The sequence below is a fragment of the Streptomyces sp. SolWspMP-5a-2 genome, from assembly GCF_900091845.1.
Classification (GTDB): domain Bacteria; phylum Actinomycetota; class Actinomycetes; order Streptomycetales; family Streptomycetaceae; genus Streptomyces; species Streptomyces doudnae.
The window spans coordinates 1-17,593 of record NZ_FMCI01000391.1; the positions used below are offsets into that span (position 1 = coordinate 1).

At 68.4% G+C, this 17,593-nt stretch carries 19 protein-coding genes and 3 pseudogenes; 11 read left to right on the forward strand and 11 right to left on the reverse strand.

Annotated features, from left to right (window positions below):
• Nucleotides 1-627 (reverse strand): RNA-guided endonuclease InsQ/TnpB family protein (locus tag GA0115242_RS38465; protein ID WP_141721915.1); only part of this gene is annotated, 627 nt, incomplete at its 3' end.
• Between the two features lie 238 nt (nt 628-865).
• On the opposite strand from GA0115242_RS38465, the gene GA0115242_RS38470 reads away from it, so the two are divergent.
• The 4 genes from GA0115242_RS38470 to GA0115242_RS38485 all read left to right on the forward strand — a co-directional run bounded on the left by GA0115242_RS38470 (nt 866) and on the right by GA0115242_RS38485 (nt 4,281).
• The gene (locus GA0115242_RS38470; protein ID WP_093836304.1) at nt 866-1,528 is read left to right on the forward strand and encodes a response regulator transcription factor; all 663 of its coding nucleotides are present in this window, start codon (nt 866-868) and stop codon (nt 1,526-1,528) included.
• A 14-nt stretch (nt 1,529-1,542) separates the two neighbouring features.
• A complete protein-coding gene (locus GA0115242_RS38475; protein ID WP_093836305.1) occupies nt 1,543-2,838 on the forward strand; it encodes a sensor histidine kinase in 1,296 nt (431 codons plus the stop codon).
• A gap of 179 nt (nt 2,839-3,017) precedes the next feature.
• On the forward strand, nt 3,018-3,338 hold the full coding sequence (locus GA0115242_RS38480; protein ID WP_093836306.1) for a hypothetical protein: 321 nt from the start codon (nt 3,018-3,020) through the stop codon (nt 3,336-3,338).
• Between the two features lie 499 nt (nt 3,339-3,837).
• The gene (locus GA0115242_RS38485) at nt 3,838-4,281 is read left to right on the forward strand and encodes a hypothetical protein (protein ID WP_093836307.1); all 444 of its coding nucleotides are present in this window, start codon (nt 3,838-3,840) and stop codon (nt 4,279-4,281) included.
• 314 nt (nt 4,282-4,595) lie between these two features.
• Here the strand turns inward: GA0115242_RS38485 and GA0115242_RS38490 are convergent, their stop codons facing one another.
• The 5 genes and pseudogenes from GA0115242_RS38490 to GA0115242_RS38510 all read right to left on the reverse strand — a co-directional run.
• The gene (locus tag GA0115242_RS38490) at nt 4,596-6,977 is read right to left on the reverse strand and encodes an ABC transporter permease (RefSeq protein WP_093836308.1); all 2,382 of its coding nucleotides are present in this window, start codon (nt 6,975-6,977) and stop codon (nt 4,596-4,598) included.
• On the reverse strand, nt 6,974-7,660 hold the full coding sequence (locus tag GA0115242_RS38495) for an ABC transporter ATP-binding protein (RefSeq protein ID WP_093836309.1): 687 nt from the start codon (nt 7,658-7,660) through the stop codon (nt 6,974-6,976). The genes GA0115242_RS38490 and GA0115242_RS38495 overlap by 4 nt, the downstream gene beginning before the upstream one ends.
• Nucleotides 7,657-8,181, reverse strand: a complete 525-nt coding sequence (locus GA0115242_RS38500; RefSeq protein ID WP_093836314.1) for a PadR family transcriptional regulator — start codon at nt 8,179-8,181, stop codon at nt 7,657-7,659. Before GA0115242_RS38500 ends, GA0115242_RS38495 begins: the two co-directional genes overlap by 4 nt.
• A 422-nt stretch (nt 8,182-8,603) precedes the next feature.
• Complete coding sequence (locus GA0115242_RS38505) at nt 8,604-9,137, reverse strand: DUF4232 domain-containing protein (protein ID WP_161353510.1); 534 nt, start codon at nt 9,135-9,137, stop codon at nt 8,604-8,606.
• 428 nt (nt 9,138-9,565) lie between these two features.
• Nucleotides 9,566-9,859: pseudogene (locus tag GA0115242_RS38510) on the reverse strand (substrate-binding domain-containing protein); the annotation flags it as partial.
• A gap of 182 nt (nt 9,860-10,041) precedes the next feature.
• On the opposite strand from GA0115242_RS38510, the gene GA0115242_RS41120 reads away from it, so the two are divergent.
• The 3 genes and pseudogenes from GA0115242_RS41120 to GA0115242_RS38520 all read left to right on the forward strand — a co-directional run bounded on the left by GA0115242_RS41120 (nt 10,042) and on the right by GA0115242_RS38520 (nt 11,583).
• A complete protein-coding gene (locus tag GA0115242_RS41120) occupies nt 10,042-10,182 on the forward strand; it encodes a hypothetical protein (RefSeq protein ID WP_161353512.1) in 141 nt (46 codons plus the stop codon).
• Nucleotides 10,183-10,541: 359 nt separating this feature from the next.
• Nucleotides 10,542-10,836, forward strand: a pseudogene (locus GA0115242_RS42190) (hypothetical protein).
• Nucleotides 10,837-11,241: 405 nt separating this feature from the next.
• Nucleotides 11,242-11,583, forward strand: coding sequence for a beta/gamma crystallin domain-containing protein (locus tag GA0115242_RS38520; protein WP_093836316.1), 342 nt, complete (start codon nt 11,242-11,244; stop codon nt 11,581-11,583).
• 18 nt (nt 11,584-11,601) lie between these two features.
• Here GA0115242_RS38520 and GA0115242_RS38525 read toward each other — a convergent pair whose 3' ends face one another.
• Both GA0115242_RS38525 and GA0115242_RS38530 read right to left on the reverse strand, forming a co-directional pair.
• Entirely contained in the window at nt 11,602-12,018 is a 417-nt protein-coding gene (locus GA0115242_RS38525) for a hypothetical protein (RefSeq protein WP_093836311.1), read from the reverse strand.
• 133 nt (nt 12,019-12,151) lie between these two features.
• Complete coding sequence (locus GA0115242_RS38530) at nt 12,152-12,781, reverse strand: transporter substrate-binding domain-containing protein (protein ID WP_093836312.1); 630 nt, start codon at nt 12,779-12,781, stop codon at nt 12,152-12,154.
• Between the two features lie 106 nt (nt 12,782-12,887).
• Between GA0115242_RS38530 and GA0115242_RS40450 the strand changes: the two genes are divergently transcribed.
• On the forward strand, nt 12,888-13,112 hold the full coding sequence (locus tag GA0115242_RS40450) for a hypothetical protein (RefSeq protein WP_141721917.1): 225 nt from the start codon (nt 12,888-12,890) through the stop codon (nt 13,110-13,112).
• Between the two features lie 455 nt (nt 13,113-13,567).
• Nucleotides 13,568-13,927 (forward strand): STAS domain-containing protein, encoded by a 360-nt coding sequence (locus GA0115242_RS38535; RefSeq protein WP_093836313.1) that lies wholly within the window; start codon nt 13,568-13,570, stop codon nt 13,925-13,927.
• A gap of 650 nt (nt 13,928-14,577) precedes the next feature.
• Here the strand turns inward: GA0115242_RS38535 and GA0115242_RS41125 are convergent.
• On the reverse strand, nt 14,578-14,751 hold the full coding sequence (locus GA0115242_RS41125; RefSeq protein ID WP_176730001.1) for a hypothetical protein: 174 nt from the start codon (nt 14,749-14,751) through the stop codon (nt 14,578-14,580).
• Nucleotides 14,752-15,125: 374 nt separating this feature from the next.
• On the opposite strand from GA0115242_RS41125, the gene GA0115242_RS38545 reads away from it, so the two are divergent.
• On the forward strand, nt 15,126-15,485 hold the full coding sequence (locus GA0115242_RS38545; protein WP_237549561.1) for a hypothetical protein: 360 nt from the start codon (nt 15,126-15,128) through the stop codon (nt 15,483-15,485).
• 87 nt (nt 15,486-15,572) lie between these two features.
• Here GA0115242_RS38545 and GA0115242_RS38550 read toward each other — a convergent pair whose 3' ends face one another.
• Nucleotides 15,573-15,794 (reverse strand): hypothetical protein, encoded by a 222-nt coding sequence (locus GA0115242_RS38550; protein ID WP_237549562.1) that lies wholly within the window; start codon nt 15,792-15,794, stop codon nt 15,573-15,575.
• 382 nt (nt 15,795-16,176) lie between these two features.
• On the opposite strand from GA0115242_RS38550, the pseudogene GA0115242_RS38555 reads away from it, so the two are divergent.
• Nucleotides 16,177-16,603: pseudogene (locus tag GA0115242_RS38555) on the forward strand (transposase family protein); the annotation flags it as partial.
• On the opposite strand, the gene GA0115242_RS41130 reads toward GA0115242_RS38555, so the two are convergent.
• Nucleotides 16,578-17,021: a hypothetical protein gene (locus tag GA0115242_RS41130; RefSeq protein ID WP_176730000.1), complete on the reverse strand. Its 444-nt coding sequence runs from the start codon at nt 17,019-17,021 to the stop codon at nt 16,578-16,580. The pseudogene GA0115242_RS38555 and the gene GA0115242_RS41130 overlap by 26 nt on opposite strands.
• Nucleotides 17,022-17,593 lie beyond the last annotated feature (572 nt).

Sequence of the window (17,593 nt, forward strand, 5' to 3'; positions counted from 1 at the left end):
TCGAGGGCGATCCGCTTCCTGCTCCAGAGCTTCTAGGGCGCGGTGCTTGATGTTGATGGCGGCGCCGATGTCGGCGTGTGTACTGTGGCAGCAGCTGGTGCAGGTGAACAGGTCGCGTGAGCGGCGGCTCTTAGCGTCCACATGCCCGCACCGATGGCAGGTCTGCGAGGTGTAGGCGGGGTTCACCACGCTCAGCCGCACACCGTGGAGGGGGGCCTTGTACTCCAGCTGCCGCCGGATCTCGCCGAAGCCGACGTCCAGGACCGCCCGGTTCAGCCCCGATTTGGCCCTCACGCCCCGGCCCGGCGTATCGAGGGTTCCCTTCGCGCTGCGGGTCATGTTCTTCACCCGCAGATCTTCGATGGCCACGTGCGCGAACTGCGTCACCAGCCGTTTGGTCAGTAGGTGCTGCGTCGAGGCGCGGCGTGCGGCGACCAGGGCCTGCAGCCGCACCACATGGTCACGCGCCTCACGCCAACCCTGCGACTGCTCCCACGCCGCAACCCCCTTAACGTAGGGAGAACGCGGTCGAGCAGGAGACCATCGTGTGGGCTGTCGCGGTGGCGCTGCGACCGCTGGAGACGATCGCCGTGGAAGGGCATCTGAACGCCCCCGGCGGGCAGCCATCGGAGGCCCCGAAGACGGAGGGGTTGCACCTCCCTCGACGCGGTGAGTGCTGGTCGGCGGTCACGTCAGCGAACCCGTGCGGCACAGCATGCGATGACATGCTGGTCGCACCGGCTTCCCGGGCGAGGTGCGGTTGAAGGTCTGAGCGGCTGCGCACGTAGAGGGAGGAGCCTGCCTCTGCTCGTTTGTCCTAAAGCGCTTATCCGCCTGTAATCGTTCGGCTGCTTTCATGAGGGCCATGAGGGTTCTGGTAGCTGAAGACCACCGTGTGCTGGCCCGTACGATTGCCAAGGGGTTACGCCGTGAGTCGATCGCCGTCGATGTCGCGGCCACCGGTGACGAGGCTGAACGTATGTGCTTGGTGACCGCTTATGACGTGCTCGTTCTCGACCGCGACCTGCCGGTGATGACGGGCGACGAGGTATGTCGGCGTTTGGCCCCCCTGGCGGAGCGTCCCCGGATCCTGATGCTCACGGCGGCCGGCGGAACCGAGGACAAGGTCTACGGTCTGACCGAACTCGGCACCGACGACTACCTGGCCAAGCCTTTCGACTTCGCCGAACTCGTCGCCCGTATCCGTACCTTGTACCGCCGTGCGCCCAAACCGCCGGACGCCGTGCTGCGGTACGCCGGCATCCGGCTCGACCGCGCACGCCGCGAGGTGTCGGCCGACGGGCGTCCCGTCGATCTCACGCCCCGGGAGTTCGACGTCCTCGAACTGCTGCTGAAATTCCGCGGTGAGGCCGTTTCCCATCAGGACCTGTTGCGGACGGTCTGGGACGAGAACCTCGACCCGCGTACGAGCGCCGTTCGTGCCACTGTCAGCAGGCTGCGCCGGAAGCTCGGCGTCCCCGGCACCATCGCCGTCGACACCGGACGCGGCTACCGCCTCACCCCATGAAAGTCACCTGCTGCATGCTCCGTAGGCCTCCTCGCCTTGTCGGCGGCCTCTCGCTCTCCCGTATCCCGTTCCGCTCCCGGCTGGCGCTCTCCTTCGGCGGTCTCTTTCTGCTCACCGGCGCCTCGCTGCTGACGTTCGTCGTCCTGCTGGCGCGCCATGGCACGGAGGGCAAGACCGCCGACATCTCTGTCAGCAAGGTCCCGCTGGGTCTGGAGTCCACGCCCTCGTCGACCGGGCCGTGGAAACAGACAGCCAGCGAGGGGTCGGCGCTCGACCCGGCCCCTAAGGGCCAGGGTGCCCCCAACGCGGTGGAGGGCATGAGGGGCGATGCGTTCGCCCTGGTCAGGGAGACCGCGCACACCGTGCAGACTGCGGCGCTCCACCAGATGCTTCTCTGGTCCGTCATCGGCCTGGTCCTCATGACCGTCGTCGCGGCGCTGACCGGGCGGTGGCTGGCCGGCCGCGCACTGCGTCCCATCTCCGCGGTGACCGAGACGGCGCTGCGGATGAGTGAGCAGAGCTTGGACCGCCGGCTCGGGCTGACCGGCCCCGACGACGAACTGCACCGGCTCGCCGATGCCTTCGACTCCATGTTGGACCGGCTCCAGCGCTCCTTCGACAGCCAGCGCCGCTTCGTCGCCAACGCCTCCCACGAGTTGCGTACCCCGCTCGCCGCGCAGCGTGCCAGTATCGAGGTCGGGCTCGCCGGTCCGCTCCCGGACGACCTCGCCGAGACCCGGGACGACCTCCTCACCACGAACCGCGAGGCCCAGCAGCTCATCACCGCGCTGCTGCTTCTGGCCCGCAGTGACCGCGGATTGGAGCGCACGGAGAAGGTGGATCTGGCCGAGCTGACCACCGCGGCCATGACCGAGCTGCGCGAGGTCGCCGAGGAGAGGGGGATCATCGTGCACACGAAGTTCGACGCTCCCCTACGGGTGAGCGGCGAGCCGGTGCTGTTGCGCCATCTCATCTCCAACCTGGCGAGCAACGCGCTTCGGTACAACCGGCCCGGTGGACGGGTTGACGTGACGCTGGACGGTGCGAGACTCATCGTCACCAACACCGGCACGCCCGTCGATCCCGAGCACATTGAGGGTCTCTTCGAGCCGTTCCGGCGTCTCGGGCAGGACCGCACCAGCACCGCAGGCCACGGTCTGGGCCTCTCCATCGTCCGCTCCATCGCTCGGGCGCACGGCACCGATCCCCGTGCCGAGCCGGGGCCTGACGGCGGTCTCAGGATCACGGTCGACTTCTCCTGGCAGAGCCGGAACGTCTCCCGGACCTCGCTGCGTGTGCCAAGGAGATAAGAGAGGGGCCGGTGACTTCCCTCGTATGCTTATCGCGCTGAACACCCCAGTGGGATGAGATGAGTTCACCGAGCACGGCGGGAATCCGGGTCGGCGGTTTCACCGGAAAGTGAGCGAATCGGTGAAAGCCAACCTCCTTCCGTCGTTCTCTGCCCCATCTCTTCCATCAGGAGTAATTCATGAACAAGAACCGGGTCATCGGCTACGCCACGGCGGCCATCTTGGCGCTCGGTCTGACGGCAGGTGCGGCCACCTCGGCGGGTGCGTTCTCGGGCGCCGGTGACGGCTCCGAAGGCTTCAAGCCGACCAAGCAGTCCACCCGCCAGACCACGTCGGAGAAGGACGGCGACAAGCCCGAGGGCATTTCCGTCCAGCGCACCGAGAACGGTCTGGACATCCGCAAGCTGACCGAGGAGGAGCTGAGCAACATGGACGGCGCCAAGCCGACCAAGCCCCTCGCGCCGGAAAGCGCCACGGGCGAAGGGAATTCCGACAAGTAGCATCCGGCCCGCGAACCTTCCGCCGGGACGGTCCAGTGGTGCCCCGGAGCCGCGTGAACGGCCTCCGGGGCACCACTTCGATCTGCCTGAACCATACGACCGACGAGTGCCGGTGCGCCCGCATGGGGCGGTGAACTCCTCCGAGCCGCGCCGCCATGAATGAAGAGATCGCTGAGGGCCCACTCCGAGCCGGGGGCCTGGCTGCGCGAGAGGTTCTTTCCAGTGGGGCAGGCCCCGCCACGCTCCCCGCGTGGAGGACCGGACCCTTCGGGCACACAGGAGAGCAACGCCGACCGCGCCGAAGTGCGGCAGCCGGAGGGCGACTGTCATCCCGCCGCTCCCGCACGAGATGAGCGAAGCCGCGGGCGTCGCAGGGCCGACCGCAGGTTCGTGCTGTGCCGAATGCAGGGCAGGCCCCGTGCCCATCGCCACGCTCATTCGAGGGACCTTCTCCTGCTTCGCGCGCAGACCGATTACCTCGCGCTGGCATCATGATCACATGAAACTCTCACTGCGTGTCACCCTTTGGGTATATATCGCCTTCAACGTGGTTCAGACCGCCGTGCTCAGTCTCGCGCCCGAGATGGTGGACAGCGCTTATCGCGGGGGTGAGATGAACCCCACCCGGCATTTCCTGTGGTTCGCGATAGCCGGCTATCACGTGCTCATCATCGCCGTCACAGTCGTCGCGATGAGCCTCGGGCGGGCCGCCGACCGCCGGAAGATCATCGTCATCAACGCGTTGATGTACATCTTCTGGGATGCGATGGCTCAGATCGTCCATTGGGGTCACGCGATCGGCATGACCATTTCCGACCTGTCGGTCAACTCCGGTGTCAGCCTCGCCGTGGGCCTCATGCTCCTCGTCGTGGCATGGCTTGACCGCGACACCGATGCCTCCCCTCGCAACAGCAGGCGCGATGAGGTTGATCGATCCTGTTGACCGTGCTCACGCCAGGAGTCGCACGCTGTCCGGGCCCGGGGACGTCGCGTGAATCGCGTCATGGCCGGCATTGATGACGCGGACCTGCGCGCGTCCGGCGCATCCGACCACTCGCGCGCAGCGACACCCTGAGGAACGAACCGAGTATGAGGACGGCGCCACCCGGGCGGAGGGGCGCGTACCGTTTACCGCGCCGGGGGCGTTGCTCTCTGGTGTTCCACGGGAGTAGCCGTCGCGCCACCTGCAGGGGCTGGTCCGTGTGCTATGCCCAGGTTGCCGTTGCCGTAGTGACCGCAGGTGCGGACATAGAGCGGTCACTCGGTGCGCAGGCCGTCCTGGCGCATCAGTCGCCACAGCGGAGGCAGTGACACCAAGGTGACCAGCATGATCAGCGTGCCTCCGGCTCCCAGCATCGGCCAGAACACCCACCAGTCGGCCACTGACTTGCTGATCATCCAGGTCAGCGTCCAGCCGAGCCCCAGGCCGCCCGCGACCGCGACCGTCAGGCCGAGTGTCACCGGTACAGCGGTCTGCCAGAGTACCGACCAGCCGAGCGTGGCTCGCCGGGTACCGAAGGCGGCCAGCGCGGACAGCAGCCGTCGTCGTTCGCGCAGTTGCTCCAGTTGCGAGACCAGCATCGAGGCGGCGATCACCAGCAACACGAGGGTCGCGCCCACCATGAGGCCCGTGCGGATATCCGCGTACTGCCGGTCCTGCTCGATCTCCTCCCAGGCGAAGAGTTCCATGCCCGGGTCGAGCCGTGCAGCGGTGTTCCGTACGTACTCGGCGACATCGGGCACGGTTTCGTCGACACGGATCAGCGCCTGGAACGTCGCCCCGCGGACCGTTACGGTGCCCATCGCCCCGGGGGTCGCCATGATTCCCTCGTGCTCTCCGCCCAGCTCGTCGGGGCGGACCTGGACGGTCGGGGAATCGGCCGGCAGTGTCCAGAGGAGGGGTGCGGTGCCGGAAGTTTCCCCGACCTGGACCGAGCCGCCCTTGCGGGCGGTCTTGTCCACCCACTTCGCGCTTTCCTGGTCGGTGGGGTGGGCGACGAACGTGTCGCCGTCCGCACAGGCGCCGATCCGGGCCAGTTCGCGCAGGGTGTCGCAGGTCCCGATGGTCAGCGTGGTGCTGGGTCGCACATCGTCGGATCCGTAGTCACCGGGCCGGGACGCATCGACGGTCACCGAGCCGGTCACCGCCTCCACGCCACTGGTCGCACGGAGCTTCGCCACGGCTGCTGCGGCGTTCTCCCCGGTGATGTTTACCGAGGACGCCTCGAACTGGGCCTTCGAGGTGTCCAGGCCGGTCGCCCGCTCGAAATCCGCGCTCGTCGCGGCGAACAGCATCTGGAGTGCGATGGCTCCGGCCACGGCGACGGTGACTCCGCTGACGGCGCGGGAGGCCGCACCGCTGTCCAGCTGGAGTCGGCGGGTGGCGAGCTGCCAGGGCACCGGGCCGCCGCGCAGCCGGTTCACACAGGCCTCCACCAGCCAGGGCAGCAGCAGGGCGAGTCCGACCAGTACCAGGACGGCGCCCAGGGCGATCGGGTACGGCTCGACCGGCTCGGTCTCCGTCACCCGGCCGGTCAGGCCGAGCACCCCGAGACCCAGCAGTGGTACCGGAAGCCGCCACCACAGCCGGCGGCCCCGCTCGCGCCCCCGGCGTACGACGCCGAGCGGTTCGATCACCACCGAGCGCATCGCCCCCAGGGTGACCAGCACGGCGGTCAGCGGCACCGCGACCACGACCAGCGCCGCCAGCCAGGGCGCGGGTACCAGGTCGCCAGGGAAAGCCATGATTCCCCTGATCTCGACCAGGTCGGCGAACTGACGTGCGATCAGGAAGAACCCCGCCCCGGCGAGCAGTCCGAGCAGCGAGCCGAACAGGGCCTCCCCGGCCGCGATCCGCCGGGTCGACCGGATGTCCACGCCGACCAGGCGCAGGGCGGCCAGCCGCCGGTCGCGGCGGTCTCCGCCGAAGCGGACCGCGGTGGCGATGAAGATCCCGACCGGTATCAGCAGCACGACGCAGACCATGACGAGCAGGACGACCAGCACCGGCTGGAGCGGTTCGCTCTTACCCGCCCTGCCGTAATCGCTGACGCGTCGGGCCCCCTGGTCCCTCGTCAGGGTGTCGCTACCCGCGTAATAGAGGAGATCATTGGGCGCGCGCAGCCCCGCGTCGTCAATGGTGCCGGTGATCTCGTACGGCAGCCGCTCGCGCAGCAGTTCGCCGTCCGGGGAGTCCAGCAGCTCCCGCAGGGCGGGGGAGACCACCATCTCGCCCGGCGCGGGGAAGCGGCCGACGCCCGGTGGTAGCACAGGGTTCGCGCCTTCCGCGCGCATCAGATATCCGTCGATCTCCTGGCCGCGGTAATCGGAGGAGGTGTCCAGGCGCAGCACTGTGGTGCCGGAGGCCGGGGGCTGTATGCCGGAGGTGTCAGACACGCTGCGGGCCGCGCTCCGGGCGCTGCGGGCGTCGAGCATGTGGGGGATGGAGGAGGCGAGGAGGAGGAGGGTCACGCCCAGGCCGACGCCGATGGCGGTCAGTAGTGTGCGGGTCCAGCCCTCGCGGCCGCCGGCGGCCGCGAAGCGTATGCCGAGGCCGAGGTCCCGCAGGGCGGTGGTGGTGCGGGCGGACGGTGAGGGGTGTGAGGGCGGTGCGGGCCGCTTCTCGTCGAGGAGGTTCATGCGGAGTGCTCCAGGTCGCGGGCGCGGCCGTCGCGTACGGTGACGTCACGGTCGGAGTAGGCGGCGACCCGGGCCTCGTGGGTCACCAGGACCACCGCGGCGTTGGTGGTGCGGGCGGCCTGGGTGAGCAGTTCCATGACCCGCTCGCCGTTGAGGGAGTCCAGCGCGCCCGTCGGCTCGTCCGCGAAGATCACCTTCGGGGAGCCGGCCAGGGCGCGGGCCACGGCGACGCGCTGGCCCTGGCCGCCGGAGACCTCGCCGGGCCGCTGGGCGCCGAGGCCGTCGACCTCCAGGCGCTCCATCCACTCCCGCGCGGTGCGCTCGGCGGCCTTGCGCTTCACACCGTCGAGCCGCAGCGGCAGGGCCACGTTCTCCAGGCAGGTGAGCTCGGGGACGAGCTGGCCGAACTGGAACACGAAGCCGAAGTCGCTGCGGCGCAGGGCGCTGCGCTCGGCGTCCGGCATCGCGGACAGCTCGCGGCCCGCGTAGGTGATGGTGCCGGAGTCGGGCGTGATGATCCCGGCCAGACAATGCAGCAGGGTCGACTTGCCGGAGCCTGAGGGGCCCATGACGGCGACGACCTCGCCGGGGTGCACGGAGAACGACGCGCCGTCCAGGGCGGGCGTCGAACCGTAGGTCTTGCGCAGATCGTGCGCGGCGAGGAGGGAAGCTTCGGGAATCACGGAGCCACCACCTTGGCGAGCTGGTCGAGGCGGGCGGCGGTCAGTTCCAGCCAGCGCAGATCGGCTTCGAGGTGGAACAGGGCGTGGTCGCAGATCAACTGGTCGGCGAGGTCGCCCTGGCGCTTGCGGTCGGTGAGGATGCGCATCATCCGCAGATGCGCCGAGCGCTGGGTGTCCAGCAGGCCGGCCGCGCTGCGGTCGGTCAGCAGCGCGAGGACGACCTTGGTGTAGAGCGTCGACTGGAGGTAGGGCTCCGGCTTCTCGGGCTGCGCGAGCCACTGCGAGACATCGGTGATCCCGGCGTCGGTGATGGCGTACCGCTTGCGCTCGGGGCCTCCTTCGCTCTCAACGCCGTCGACCTGGACGAGCCCGTTCTTCAGGAGCCGGGACATCGTCGAGTAGACCTGGCCGTAGTGCAGCGGGCGGTCCTGGCCGAACTTCTCGTCGAAGGTCCGCTTCAGGTCGTAGCCGTGTCGGGGGCCGGACTCCAGGAGCCCGAGGAGGGTGTGGGCGATAGACATGAGGAGCACTGTACACCCTGTGTATACCTGCGGTGTATATCGACGCGGCCGCTGCGAAGGCGCGGCATGACGGCTCGTGGAGCCGGTGAGCGGCGAGCTCGGGCGCTTTGAACGTCACTGCTGGCTCAGACCGGCAATCACTCCCGGCTGGTCTGACCCCGCGATGTGGCGCGGTTCCGCCCTGCCGCGGAGAGCACACCGAAGCGCAGAGCCCCCGGCTGCCGGGGCTTGGGTGTACGCGAGGCGCACCTCCCGGAGCCTCCCAGGGCTTCCTGGGGCCCGGCTCGGCGTGGCGAGGAAGGGATCCCTCAGGTTCGGTTCGCATGCGGTCCCGGTCTGGCTCGCACGTCCGTGCAGGCAGGCGCTCGCCGCAGACACCCCGGTGTCTGCGGCGAGCGCCGCACTAAGCGTTACGGAGGCGGTCAGGCCACGGGGGGCACAGCGTCGGCGGGGTTGCTGTGCCAGTTGGTGGCGACGGGCTTGTCGACAGTGGTGGCCTCGGTGAGGGTGAAGGTCACCGGCTTGTACTCGAAGTTCAATACGGCGACGGTCAGGGTGCGCTGCTTCGTGCCCTTGTCGTTGTTGGTGCTCTTCGGGTTGATGCCGGTATAGGCGGCGAGGGAGCCGGAGAGCTTCACCGGCTCGGAGACCGCCTGCTCGATGTGCCGCACCGGGTCCTTGGTCGAGGAGCCGAAGTGCGCCGCGGGGTAGAGGCCGTCCAGGTAGCAGGTGATGCCGGGCTTGGCCTGGGCCTTGATCTGGAAGTAGCCGCCCGCCTGGGTCTTCGTGGTGAGCGACAGCTTCAGGTCATTGGTGCCGCAGAACTGGCCGACCCCGTCGGATTCCGCCGGGTGGGCCAGGGCGGTGGCGGGGCCGACGGCGCCGGCGGTCAGGCCGACGGCCGCCAGCGCGGCGACGACGAAACGGACGGGACGTGAGGACAGGTGCTGACGCATCAGATGTCTCCAAGTTGACGAGTTCGTGTGCTGCCTGCGGGCCGGTGGACCGAACCCGCCCGCAGCGCCGCGGGCAGGCCTTGGCTGAACTTCTCGACGAAGGTTCGCCTCGAGTCCCGGCCGCGCCGGAAGCCGGACTTCCGGAGCCCGAGGAGGGTGTGGCCGACAGGCATCTGAAGCACTATACATCACGTGTATACGTTAAATGTATAGTGGAACGCCGCGAACCATGAATGCCCGGGTGTACATGGGGGGGGCAGGAGGTGCATCCCTCTTCCTTGCCGGATGCGGTCGGTGATCGCCTGCTGAAGGGACCGTGCGCGCGGATCAGGGGCAGTGACTCCCCGCCTACCGCAGCGCGCCGCGGGCCGGGCGGCCCGGGGCGTGGGGGAAGTCGTCCTGGGGTCCGGTGGACTGGTCGCTCATGGTCAGGCCGACCCTCGCCGCACCGCCTGGGTGGGCAGGATGACGGCCGCCGGGTCGGCTCCGCCGATCCGGGCCAGGAGGACCCGGACCATCTCGCTGCTGATCCGGTCCCAGGGCTGCCTGATCGTCGTCAGGTTCGGCCGGGACAGCGCAGCGGCCTGCGAGTCGTCGAAGCCGCCGACGGCGACGTCCAGCGGTATCCGGCGCCCGGTCCGCTCCAACGCCGTGATCGCTCCCTGGGCCATCAGGTCCGAGGCCACGAACATCGCGTCCAGGTCCGGCGCCCTGCGAGCCGCTGGCTCTCTTCCCCCCCCGGCCGACGGCCGGCAGATCAGGGTCACCATCGTGCCCACTGCATGACCTCGCCGACCGGCGGCCGCCTCTCAGTCCGCGCAAGCGGGCGTAGGTGCCATCCGGATGGCCGGTCCCGGCGCTCCGGTGAGAGAACCGGGGCCGGACCTGCGCGTATGCTCGCTAGGTGAGCAGTGAGGATGCTACGGAGCCGGTGGAACCGGAGCAGGCCCTGCCGTGGAGCACGAGCGGCGACGGTCCCTGGCCCGAGGTGACCATCTATCCAGTCGCGGGCCGCCCGGTCCTCCAGGTGTGGTCAGCCGGGTAGTGGCAACGCGGTGAGGTACATGCACGGCAGATCTGGCGCCCTACGAAGAGGTGGCCCCGAGGGGGACTGGTCTATCAGGTGTATGTCGACCTGCGCATCGATGCCTCGGCGCGGCTCCTCTCGTTCGAGTGGCCGCAGCCGGGGCTCCGCATCGAGCCGCAACCTCCGGATGCCTAGCCGCACGGACGGGTCCGCCGTGGGGTGCGCATCGACTGGCCCGCCTGCGACCGTCTGCCCTGAGCCTGACGCCCGCCCTGCGGGCGCCGCAGGGCTGAGCGGACCGGCCAGTACAAGCCCACCTGACATGTCTCTCCGGGCACGGGCCTTCCGCTGTCGGCGGCGGCCGGGAGGCTGGCCGGATGAACGAGGGCGACGAGCAGCTGCTGCGCGGCCGGGTATAGGGCCGCGGACCCCGACCCCGGCCCGCTTCCGCACCAGACGTACGCCGCCATGGTCGGCGGCCCGCTGGACGGCCTGCTGCTCGACATTACGGGCTGGCGGCCGGAAGAGATCGAGCGCGGCGTTGCCCTGGCCACCGAGCTGGGGCGGTGGCCCGGCGGCCGGGCGCTGTGCGACTCGCTCCCTGGCGGGCCGCGCCCGCCGGGCGATTCCGGTGTGGTGTGTCGCTTCCACTGCTCTGGCTACGCACCCTGACGCCCGTCGACGGCGCTGTCTTCGCCCTGCCCTCGGTCAGCTGGCCGGCGTTGTTCTCGGTCCGCAGCAGCGTCCACTCGGCCCCGGCTCTCTACCCGGGCTCTGCGCTGTCGTAGCGGCCCTCGGCGTCGGCGTAGATGTTCGCGGCGAGGGCACAAAGGTCCGCACGTCCGTTGCACTTTGAACGAGAACCCGCAATTTCCGGCCGAAGGCAAGCTGATTATCTACTATTCGTAAACGCTTTTAAGGCATTCAGTGACTAGTTTCAGACGGCAAAGAAGATCGCGCTGTCGCGGTAGGGGGTGTTTGGGCGATCCTGGGTGGAAGTGCACGGGGAGAAGACGCACTTGTGGTGTAACCGAAAAATTCGGCACTCACTCGTTAGGGGAGAAAAGAATGACTCGCATGAGGACGATGGCATCCTCCGCTGTCGCGGTAGTTGCTGCAGCCGCCGTTCTTGCCGTCGCCGTACCAGCCAGCAACGCCTACGCCATCAACAAGGTTACCTGCCGGGCCGGGGAGCATTTCCTGAAGGTCGAGGGGCACGATGAACTCGGCGGTTCTTTCACCGACTGCTTCGCGAATGCCGGCAAGTACAACTACTACTCCGTCTGGGTGAAAAAGATCACCACTGGCAACAATGACGTCGTTTTCTACGACGTCAACGGGTCCACGGTATCGATCAAGCGGGGCACCGTATACAAGCCGAGGAAGGCGGCACACGTGAAGGCGATCAAAATCAAGTGACCCCACCAGATCCGCCTGCTACCTGGGCTCTGGGCTGTCGTAGCGGCCTTCGGCGTCGGCGCGGATGTTCGCGGCGAGGGCACGGAGATCCTTCTGCAGGGCCTGCCGCTTGGCCGTGTCCATGGCCTGGATCATCTCGTCGGTGATGTCACCGGGTCGCAGTGCGCTCATTGCCCGGCCTTGGACGACCGACCCTGCCAGCGGCCAGCGCTTCGTTGTGCTGGGCTGAGGAGCGGCCGGTCCCGCGGCCGCCACGGCGGCCGGCCGGAGCTCGGCGAGGAGCTGCTGCGCCAGCTCCGCTCCGAGGTGACGGCCGCCCGCGATGTACGAGCGGGCGCGCTCGTACATCGCGGCGGGCCAGGCCACCAGCGCCATCGGGTGATCGAGGACAACGCTGGCGGCGGTGATCGGATCGGCGACCAGGGGGACGGCCACGTCGTTGCGCCGGGTGAGCTGGAGCGGCTCTTCTCCGCGGTGGGTACTGATGCTCTCCTCCGGCGAGGATGAGCTGGAGTTCGGCGAACAGTTCCGTGTCCTGCTGGGAGAAGCTTGTCCGCTTCCGGTCCGCTCAGTCCGCGGCCTGTACGTTCCCCGGCCGGTCCCGGAAGGAGTATCGGTCAATGTCGTCCTCGGTGGGCCGGGCCTCGTCGCGGATGGCTTTGGGCACCTTCGGCAGGTCGTTCTGGAAGTCCGGGCCCCAGTCGTTGCTGCGCGCGTACTCCATGAGGGCATCCTGGAGCTTCCGGCAGTCCTCGCGATGACCCTTGACCATGGCGATCCCGTAGTCATTGAACGCGCCGAATGTCAGGGAATGCACCACGGCGAAGCCGGATTCGTCCTCCATGAATCCGTAAAGGATCAGCTGGTCGGTGGAAACTGCGTCGACCGTTTTTTCCCGCAGCCTGCGCACACAGGTCCGTGCATCTGTCTCCACCGCTAGGCCGATCTTGCCGTACGCTTCTCTTTTCAGTTCCGCCGCAGAGGTGGTGCCCTTCCACACGCAGACGAGTTTCCCGTTGAAGTCACTCATCCGCTGGTATTGTTCGGCATCCTCGGCCCGCACGAAGATGCCCTGCTGGGTTGACGCGTACGGCCCTACGAAGTCAAGGCCGTCGCCGCGCTCCGACTTCGGTGCCATCCGCTCCGCCGTGATCGAGCAGCACCGCTCGGTGCCGGGAGCAATACAGGCGGTGATCATATGCTGCCGTTTTGAGGCGATATTGGTCCGTGTTCGCGGTGCCCGCCCTATGCTTGCTGGACGAGATGTCAACAGGCGTGACGGTCGTCGCTTTACGGGGGGAACTGTGCTCAGCTCGCTCAATCCCGCTGCCCGCTGCAGCTACCTCGCCTATGTGGAACACCTGAAGAACTGCTCCGCGTGCCATCGTCACGGCCGCCGCTGCGAGCAGGCCGAACAGCTGGTCCGCATATATCTGGCCGACGCCAACCCGGCGCGTTCCGCTGACGGCACGCGTGCTCCGGAGCCTGCCGCGGCCGCCGCCCCGGACGACCCCGGGAGCCAGGGCTGAGTGCACCGGCCGTGCGCGGCCGGTGTTGATGGCGTCTGCCGGGGAACACGGCCAGAGAGATGGCCTCCGGGAGTCCCGTATCCCCGCGATTTCCCGGGGGCTGTCTTCTGCCGGGTGCAGCGGCAGGCGTCCGGAGACCGGGCCGGGGCAATCTTCGGGGTCGGTGTGGGAACGGCAAAGCCTGGTTCCGCCGGTCTGCGGGGCCGGCGATCCACCGGGGTGTGTCTCTCCCGCTGAACACGGGGGGCGGGTGCAGGGGGAGAGACACACCGTCCACACTCCGGCTCAAGCCGCCGGGGTGGGAAGGACTGCCGCGGTACAGCGGGCCCAACCACGCGGACCATGCGGTAGCACTCCTTCAACGAGCCGCCGCCCCGCGCGTCACTGGCTGAGGCCGAATAGTTCGAGGAACGCTGAATTGGCGTTCCCCGAACATATGGAGGAACATCAGCGGCATGATGGCCAGTGGAGTGCCAGCGGGCGCCGGGATCACGCGGTCCATGCCGGCCGGCCCGCTATGGCTGATAGGCCTGCGCGGCGACTTCGACGCAGACTCCGTCGAGCCGGTCAGGGAGCAGATAGCCGAGGCCCTCGCCGCAACCGCCCGGCCGGTCGTGTTCGATCTGTCCCGGCTTACCTTTTGCGACTCCCAGCTCCTGAGCGTCCTGCTGAGCGCCGCAGTTCGCCGTCCCGTTGCCCTCATCGGCTGCCCCCCGCCCGTGCGGCGCCTGCTGGAGATCACGGGAACCGGCCATGTCCTGCCCGCTCTGCCCGCTCTCGACGACGCGATCGCCCGCCTCGCCCCGCAGAGCTGAACTCCCTGCAACCGGCCCTGTGCCCGCCATGGGTGACCGGCTGCTCCGTACGTCAAGGGTGAGGATGCCCGTTTCACCTGTTCGTGCGGGTGCGGTCACGGTGCGGGTGGGCAGATGTCGGAGGGGCTGGTGAGGGGATCCGACAGCGGGTGGCTTGAGGAACACCGCACCGGCAGAGGCCGGACGGTGTTGCCGAGCACCCAGACGGGGGGGAGGGTGTCGCGGCGACGCCGTCCGGCCACCCGGCAGCGAGGTCCCGAGTAGAGTGCGCTCGTCGGCGCGGCGAGCTGTTGGATGGCGCCGGCTTTCGCAGCTGCGCCTCGCCTGCTCCCGGATCGTCAACCCGAGCCGACGGTGGTCCGCACTGGTTTCGGCTGTCGACGGGCGGCGTGCGACCGACCCGGCCGTGGCCTTCCTTTCCCACGCCAAGGACCTGTTCACCGACCAGCGGTGCAGGCGCCTCCTCGTCGCCCTGCGCACCCAGTCACGCCCGGACAACCTGACAATGGACGCCCGTCTCGCGGCGCTGGTCTGGCACGCCCATCGCACAGTGGGACGAGCCGAACGCGGCCTGCACCCGGAGATCCCCGTCGCGTTATTCGCGGACTTCCTGATCAGACATGAGCGGACCGCCGTAACGGACCGTTCAGCTACACCCCCATCAGCCCCAGGAGCAGCCGCTGAAACTCCAGGTCCGTGTCGTCGGCGACCATGCTGGCGGCGTCAATGTCGCCGGCGTGCAACGCCCGGATGTAGGCAAAGGTGTCGGCGACGTCCTCCGGCTCCATCGGGGCGAGCGGCGCGGTGACGGTGTTCTCGGGCATGGGTGGCTGCCGGTGCTATTCATGGAGATCGACCGCCGTAGCGAGGACGCGACCAAGCGCACCGTGGACCTGATCCGCTCCCGGCCGGACGCGATCGAGAACGTCGACCACGACAAGCGGCTGTGGCGCAGGTTCTACCTGCCGACCGGCCGAGAGGGCCTGGTGCCGGTGGCGTTCGTGTTCGCTCACACCACCGAGGCGAAGGTCGCCAACACGGTCGCCGTGCTGGAGGAGGCTGGCCGCCGCTACTGGGCGCCGCGCCGCTACGACTCCCTCTACGCGAAGGCCATCACCGCGCTCGACTACCGCCGGGCGGTGACCGTCGTCGTCACCACCCTGGAGCAGCTCCAGGAGCAGAGCGCGGACGCGCCGGTGTGGCGGCGACTCAGACGCGCCGGCGGGCAGGCGCTGACGGCGACGTCCTCTACCGCGACCAGGAGGCCCGCACCGAAGCGGAGGACAAGCGGCGCTGCGCTGCTGAGCGGGAGGCGCAGCGCCCGGTGTGCTCGCGGTGCGGGCGGGAGTTCACCGACGAGCACTGGGAGGAGATCACCGTGCAACGCGCCGTCGTCCGGGCCGGGGACACGTCGGTGTGCGGTCCGTGCCACACCGAAGACGTCGCCCGCAAGGAGGCCGCCGCCGAAGCCGCCCGCCTCCAGGCCATCGCACCGCCCGAGCCGGAGCACGGCCACGAGCCGGATCGTGGCCGCGGCTGGTTCCGCCGACGGGCCTGACGCGGCGCCCGCAGCACACCAGGAGGTGGCCAGTGCATCCACTGTGAGGGGACCGGCCATTCCCGCCCGCTGTGGAAGCGGTCTTTGTCAGCTGGCCACGACGTCGCGTAGTTCCCGTACGGCGCGATCGTGGTGGTGCTGGGCAGGGATCGCCTCGAACAGGTCCAGGGCGCGGCGACGGACCAGGCCTGTGCAGAAGTCGACGGGCAGCGCGGTCAGGGCGGCGACCGTACGGCGGCCCGCCTGCTCGGTGTCGCCGTCGTGATGTGAGCACGCGGCGGCGTCGATATTCAGCAGGGTGCGCGTCATGGTGCTGGTCGGCGCGGACAGCTCCAGAGCGCGCTGCTGGCTCTCCTGGGCGCGGTGGGTGTCTCCGAGGGTGGTGAATGCGTGGCTGAGGTGGACGTGGTGTTCTGCTCGCCGTACGTCAGCCAGGTGTCCGACCGCTCGGACTCGGGGAGTCGGCCCATGATGGCATCGGCGGCATCGAGCGCGGCGCGGGCTTGCTCGCTCTGGTGGTTGAGGGCGTAGGCGCGGGCGGCGACGGCGGCTCACAGGACTGCGGCGGCGGTCGGCCGGGGGCCGGCCGCCTGCCGGGCCCGGTCGGCGCGAACCTCTTTCATCCTGCGCTGTTGGGTGAAATGGGCTGATCAGCGGGTGTGGTGACGAGACAGGGCCCCTTGTCGTTGGCGTGGTGATTCCACTCAGCACGCCAACAACCGAAGGGGCCCCGTTGGTTCCGTGTCCTGCCACGCTCGACGTCCCGCACGAGCTCGTCGGGCATGTCGTCTGGCTGGGCTACGAGCAACGCCGGGCGCGTAACACCCGCTGGCGCAGACTCGGTTGCTTCCAGCAAGCGCTGCTCGCTCTGGTGCACCTGCGTAAGAGCAAGACGTTCGCACAGCTCGGAGCGGGTTTCGGAATATCCCAGGCCACCGCCTGGCGGTACGTCGACGAGACCCTGGACGTCCTGGCCTCATGAGTGTCCGGCCTTCACGAAGCACTCACCAACCTCGGTGAAGGCGACCACGTCATCGTTGACGCCACCCTGGATCCCCACCGACCGGACCCGCGCGGATGAGCCCAGAAGGATCAGTGCCGGGCGTAGTCCAGGTATGTATTGTCGGCGTCCACCGTCCTGCGCAGTTTGCCGTTTGGCAGCAGCGTCAGTGTGGTGGCTCTGCCATTACTGCAGCGAGACGGCCCGTCGAGGCGAGTGGTCCGACTTATATGCAGCGCATCCTTGGATTCCGATATGCCCGTCAAGTAGCCCTTCCAGGAACAGTGGATTCCGCTCTTGCCGTCCTCCTGGAAGCTATCAAATTCCATCGTTAAGATTTCGTCGTGCAGCTCTCCTTTCCCGATGGTCAACGTGCGGGTACCTCCGCCGTACTCATCGGTGAAGGTGGACCATTTATGCCTGAATACTGTCGGTACCGAACTGCCAGATACTTCCGTAGGGCTTGGAGAGGAATTACTGTCGTTCGCCATAAGCGGGGCCACGGCACCGATGCCTGCAGCTAACAGCGTGAACACGCCAGCGATGATCGTTGTCCGTAAAACTCCATGCTGCTCTGAATATTCTGAATCTGCATCATTCCCTAGATCACTCGACATGCTTCTCCCCCGCTTCATTTCAGCTGGCCCTCCTAGTGCCACTTACCCGACTACGTCAGACTACGTTCACATGGAAGGCGCTGTGGGAGAGCGGCAGCTTTTCAGCCAAAACAACGGACTGTACAGAGTGAGCCCTTTCCAACCTGGCGGCCCTGCAGATCACTTGGGCGGCTCCGCCACGCGACGAAGCTCCTGGCAGGAGGCGTCACGGCCGAGATCCACCGTGCCCCACCAGGAGCTTCCCGTGCTTGTCCACCCGTCTCCGAGTGATCCGTCCAGCCGCACCCTGCACCGCCCGCACGCTCGACCGCGTGCCCGGAGGCGAACTCGACCGCCGATCAGCTCGGGGAATCGGATGTCCCCGCCGGGACGGATCGAACCGCCGCCGTGCGCGGCCTGCCGAGGGCGATCGCCCTACCGCCAGAAGCGCGTTGGTCCCTCCGGGCGGGCTTGTCCCCGGCGACGGCCAGGCCGGTCCTGAGCCCTTCGGG

What these genes read in the sequence shown, in the direction of transcription:
- GA0115242_RS38475 (WP_093836305.1), top strand. Translation starts at nt 1,543, where the DNA reads ATGCTCCGTAGGCCTCCTCGCCTTGTCGGCGGCCTCTCGCTCTCCCGT.
- GA0115242_RS38490 (WP_093836308.1), bottom strand. Translation starts at nt 6,977, where the DNA reads ATGAACCTCCTCGACGAGAAGCGGCCCGCACCGCCCTCACACCCCTCA.
- GA0115242_RS38500 (WP_093836314.1), bottom strand. Translation starts at nt 8,181, where the DNA reads ATGTCTATCGCCCACACCCTCCTCGGGCTCCTGGAGTCCGGCCCCCGA.
- GA0115242_RS38485 (WP_093836307.1), top strand. Translation starts at nt 3,838, where the DNA reads ATGAAACTCTCACTGCGTGTCACCCTTTGGGTATATATCGCCTTCAAC.
- GA0115242_RS38520 (WP_093836316.1), top strand. Translation starts at nt 11,242, where the DNA reads ATGAGGACGATGGCATCCTCCGCTGTCGCGGTAGTTGCTGCAGCCGCC.
- GA0115242_RS38505 (WP_161353510.1), bottom strand. Translation starts at nt 9,137, where the DNA reads ATGCGTCAGCACCTGTCCTCACGTCCCGTCCGTTTCGTCGTCGCCGCG.
- GA0115242_RS38480 (WP_093836306.1), top strand. Translation starts at nt 3,018, where the DNA reads ATGAACAAGAACCGGGTCATCGGCTACGCCACGGCGGCCATCTTGGCG.
- GA0115242_RS38530 (WP_093836312.1), bottom strand. Translation starts at nt 12,781, where the DNA reads ATGATCACCGCCTGTATTGCTCCCGGCACCGAGCGGTGCTGCTCGATC.
- GA0115242_RS38535 (WP_093836313.1), top strand. Translation starts at nt 13,568, where the DNA reads ATGATGGCCAGTGGAGTGCCAGCGGGCGCCGGGATCACGCGGTCCATG.
- GA0115242_RS38470 (WP_093836304.1), top strand. Translation starts at nt 866, where the DNA reads ATGAGGGTTCTGGTAGCTGAAGACCACCGTGTGCTGGCCCGTACGATT.
- GA0115242_RS38550 (WP_237549562.1), bottom strand. Translation starts at nt 15,794, where the DNA reads ATGACGCGCACCCTGCTGAATATCGACGCCGCCGCGTGCTCACATCAC.
- GA0115242_RS41125 (WP_176730001.1), bottom strand. Translation starts at nt 14,751, where the DNA reads ATGCCCGAGAACACCGTCACCGCGCCGCTCGCCCCGATGGAGCCGGAG.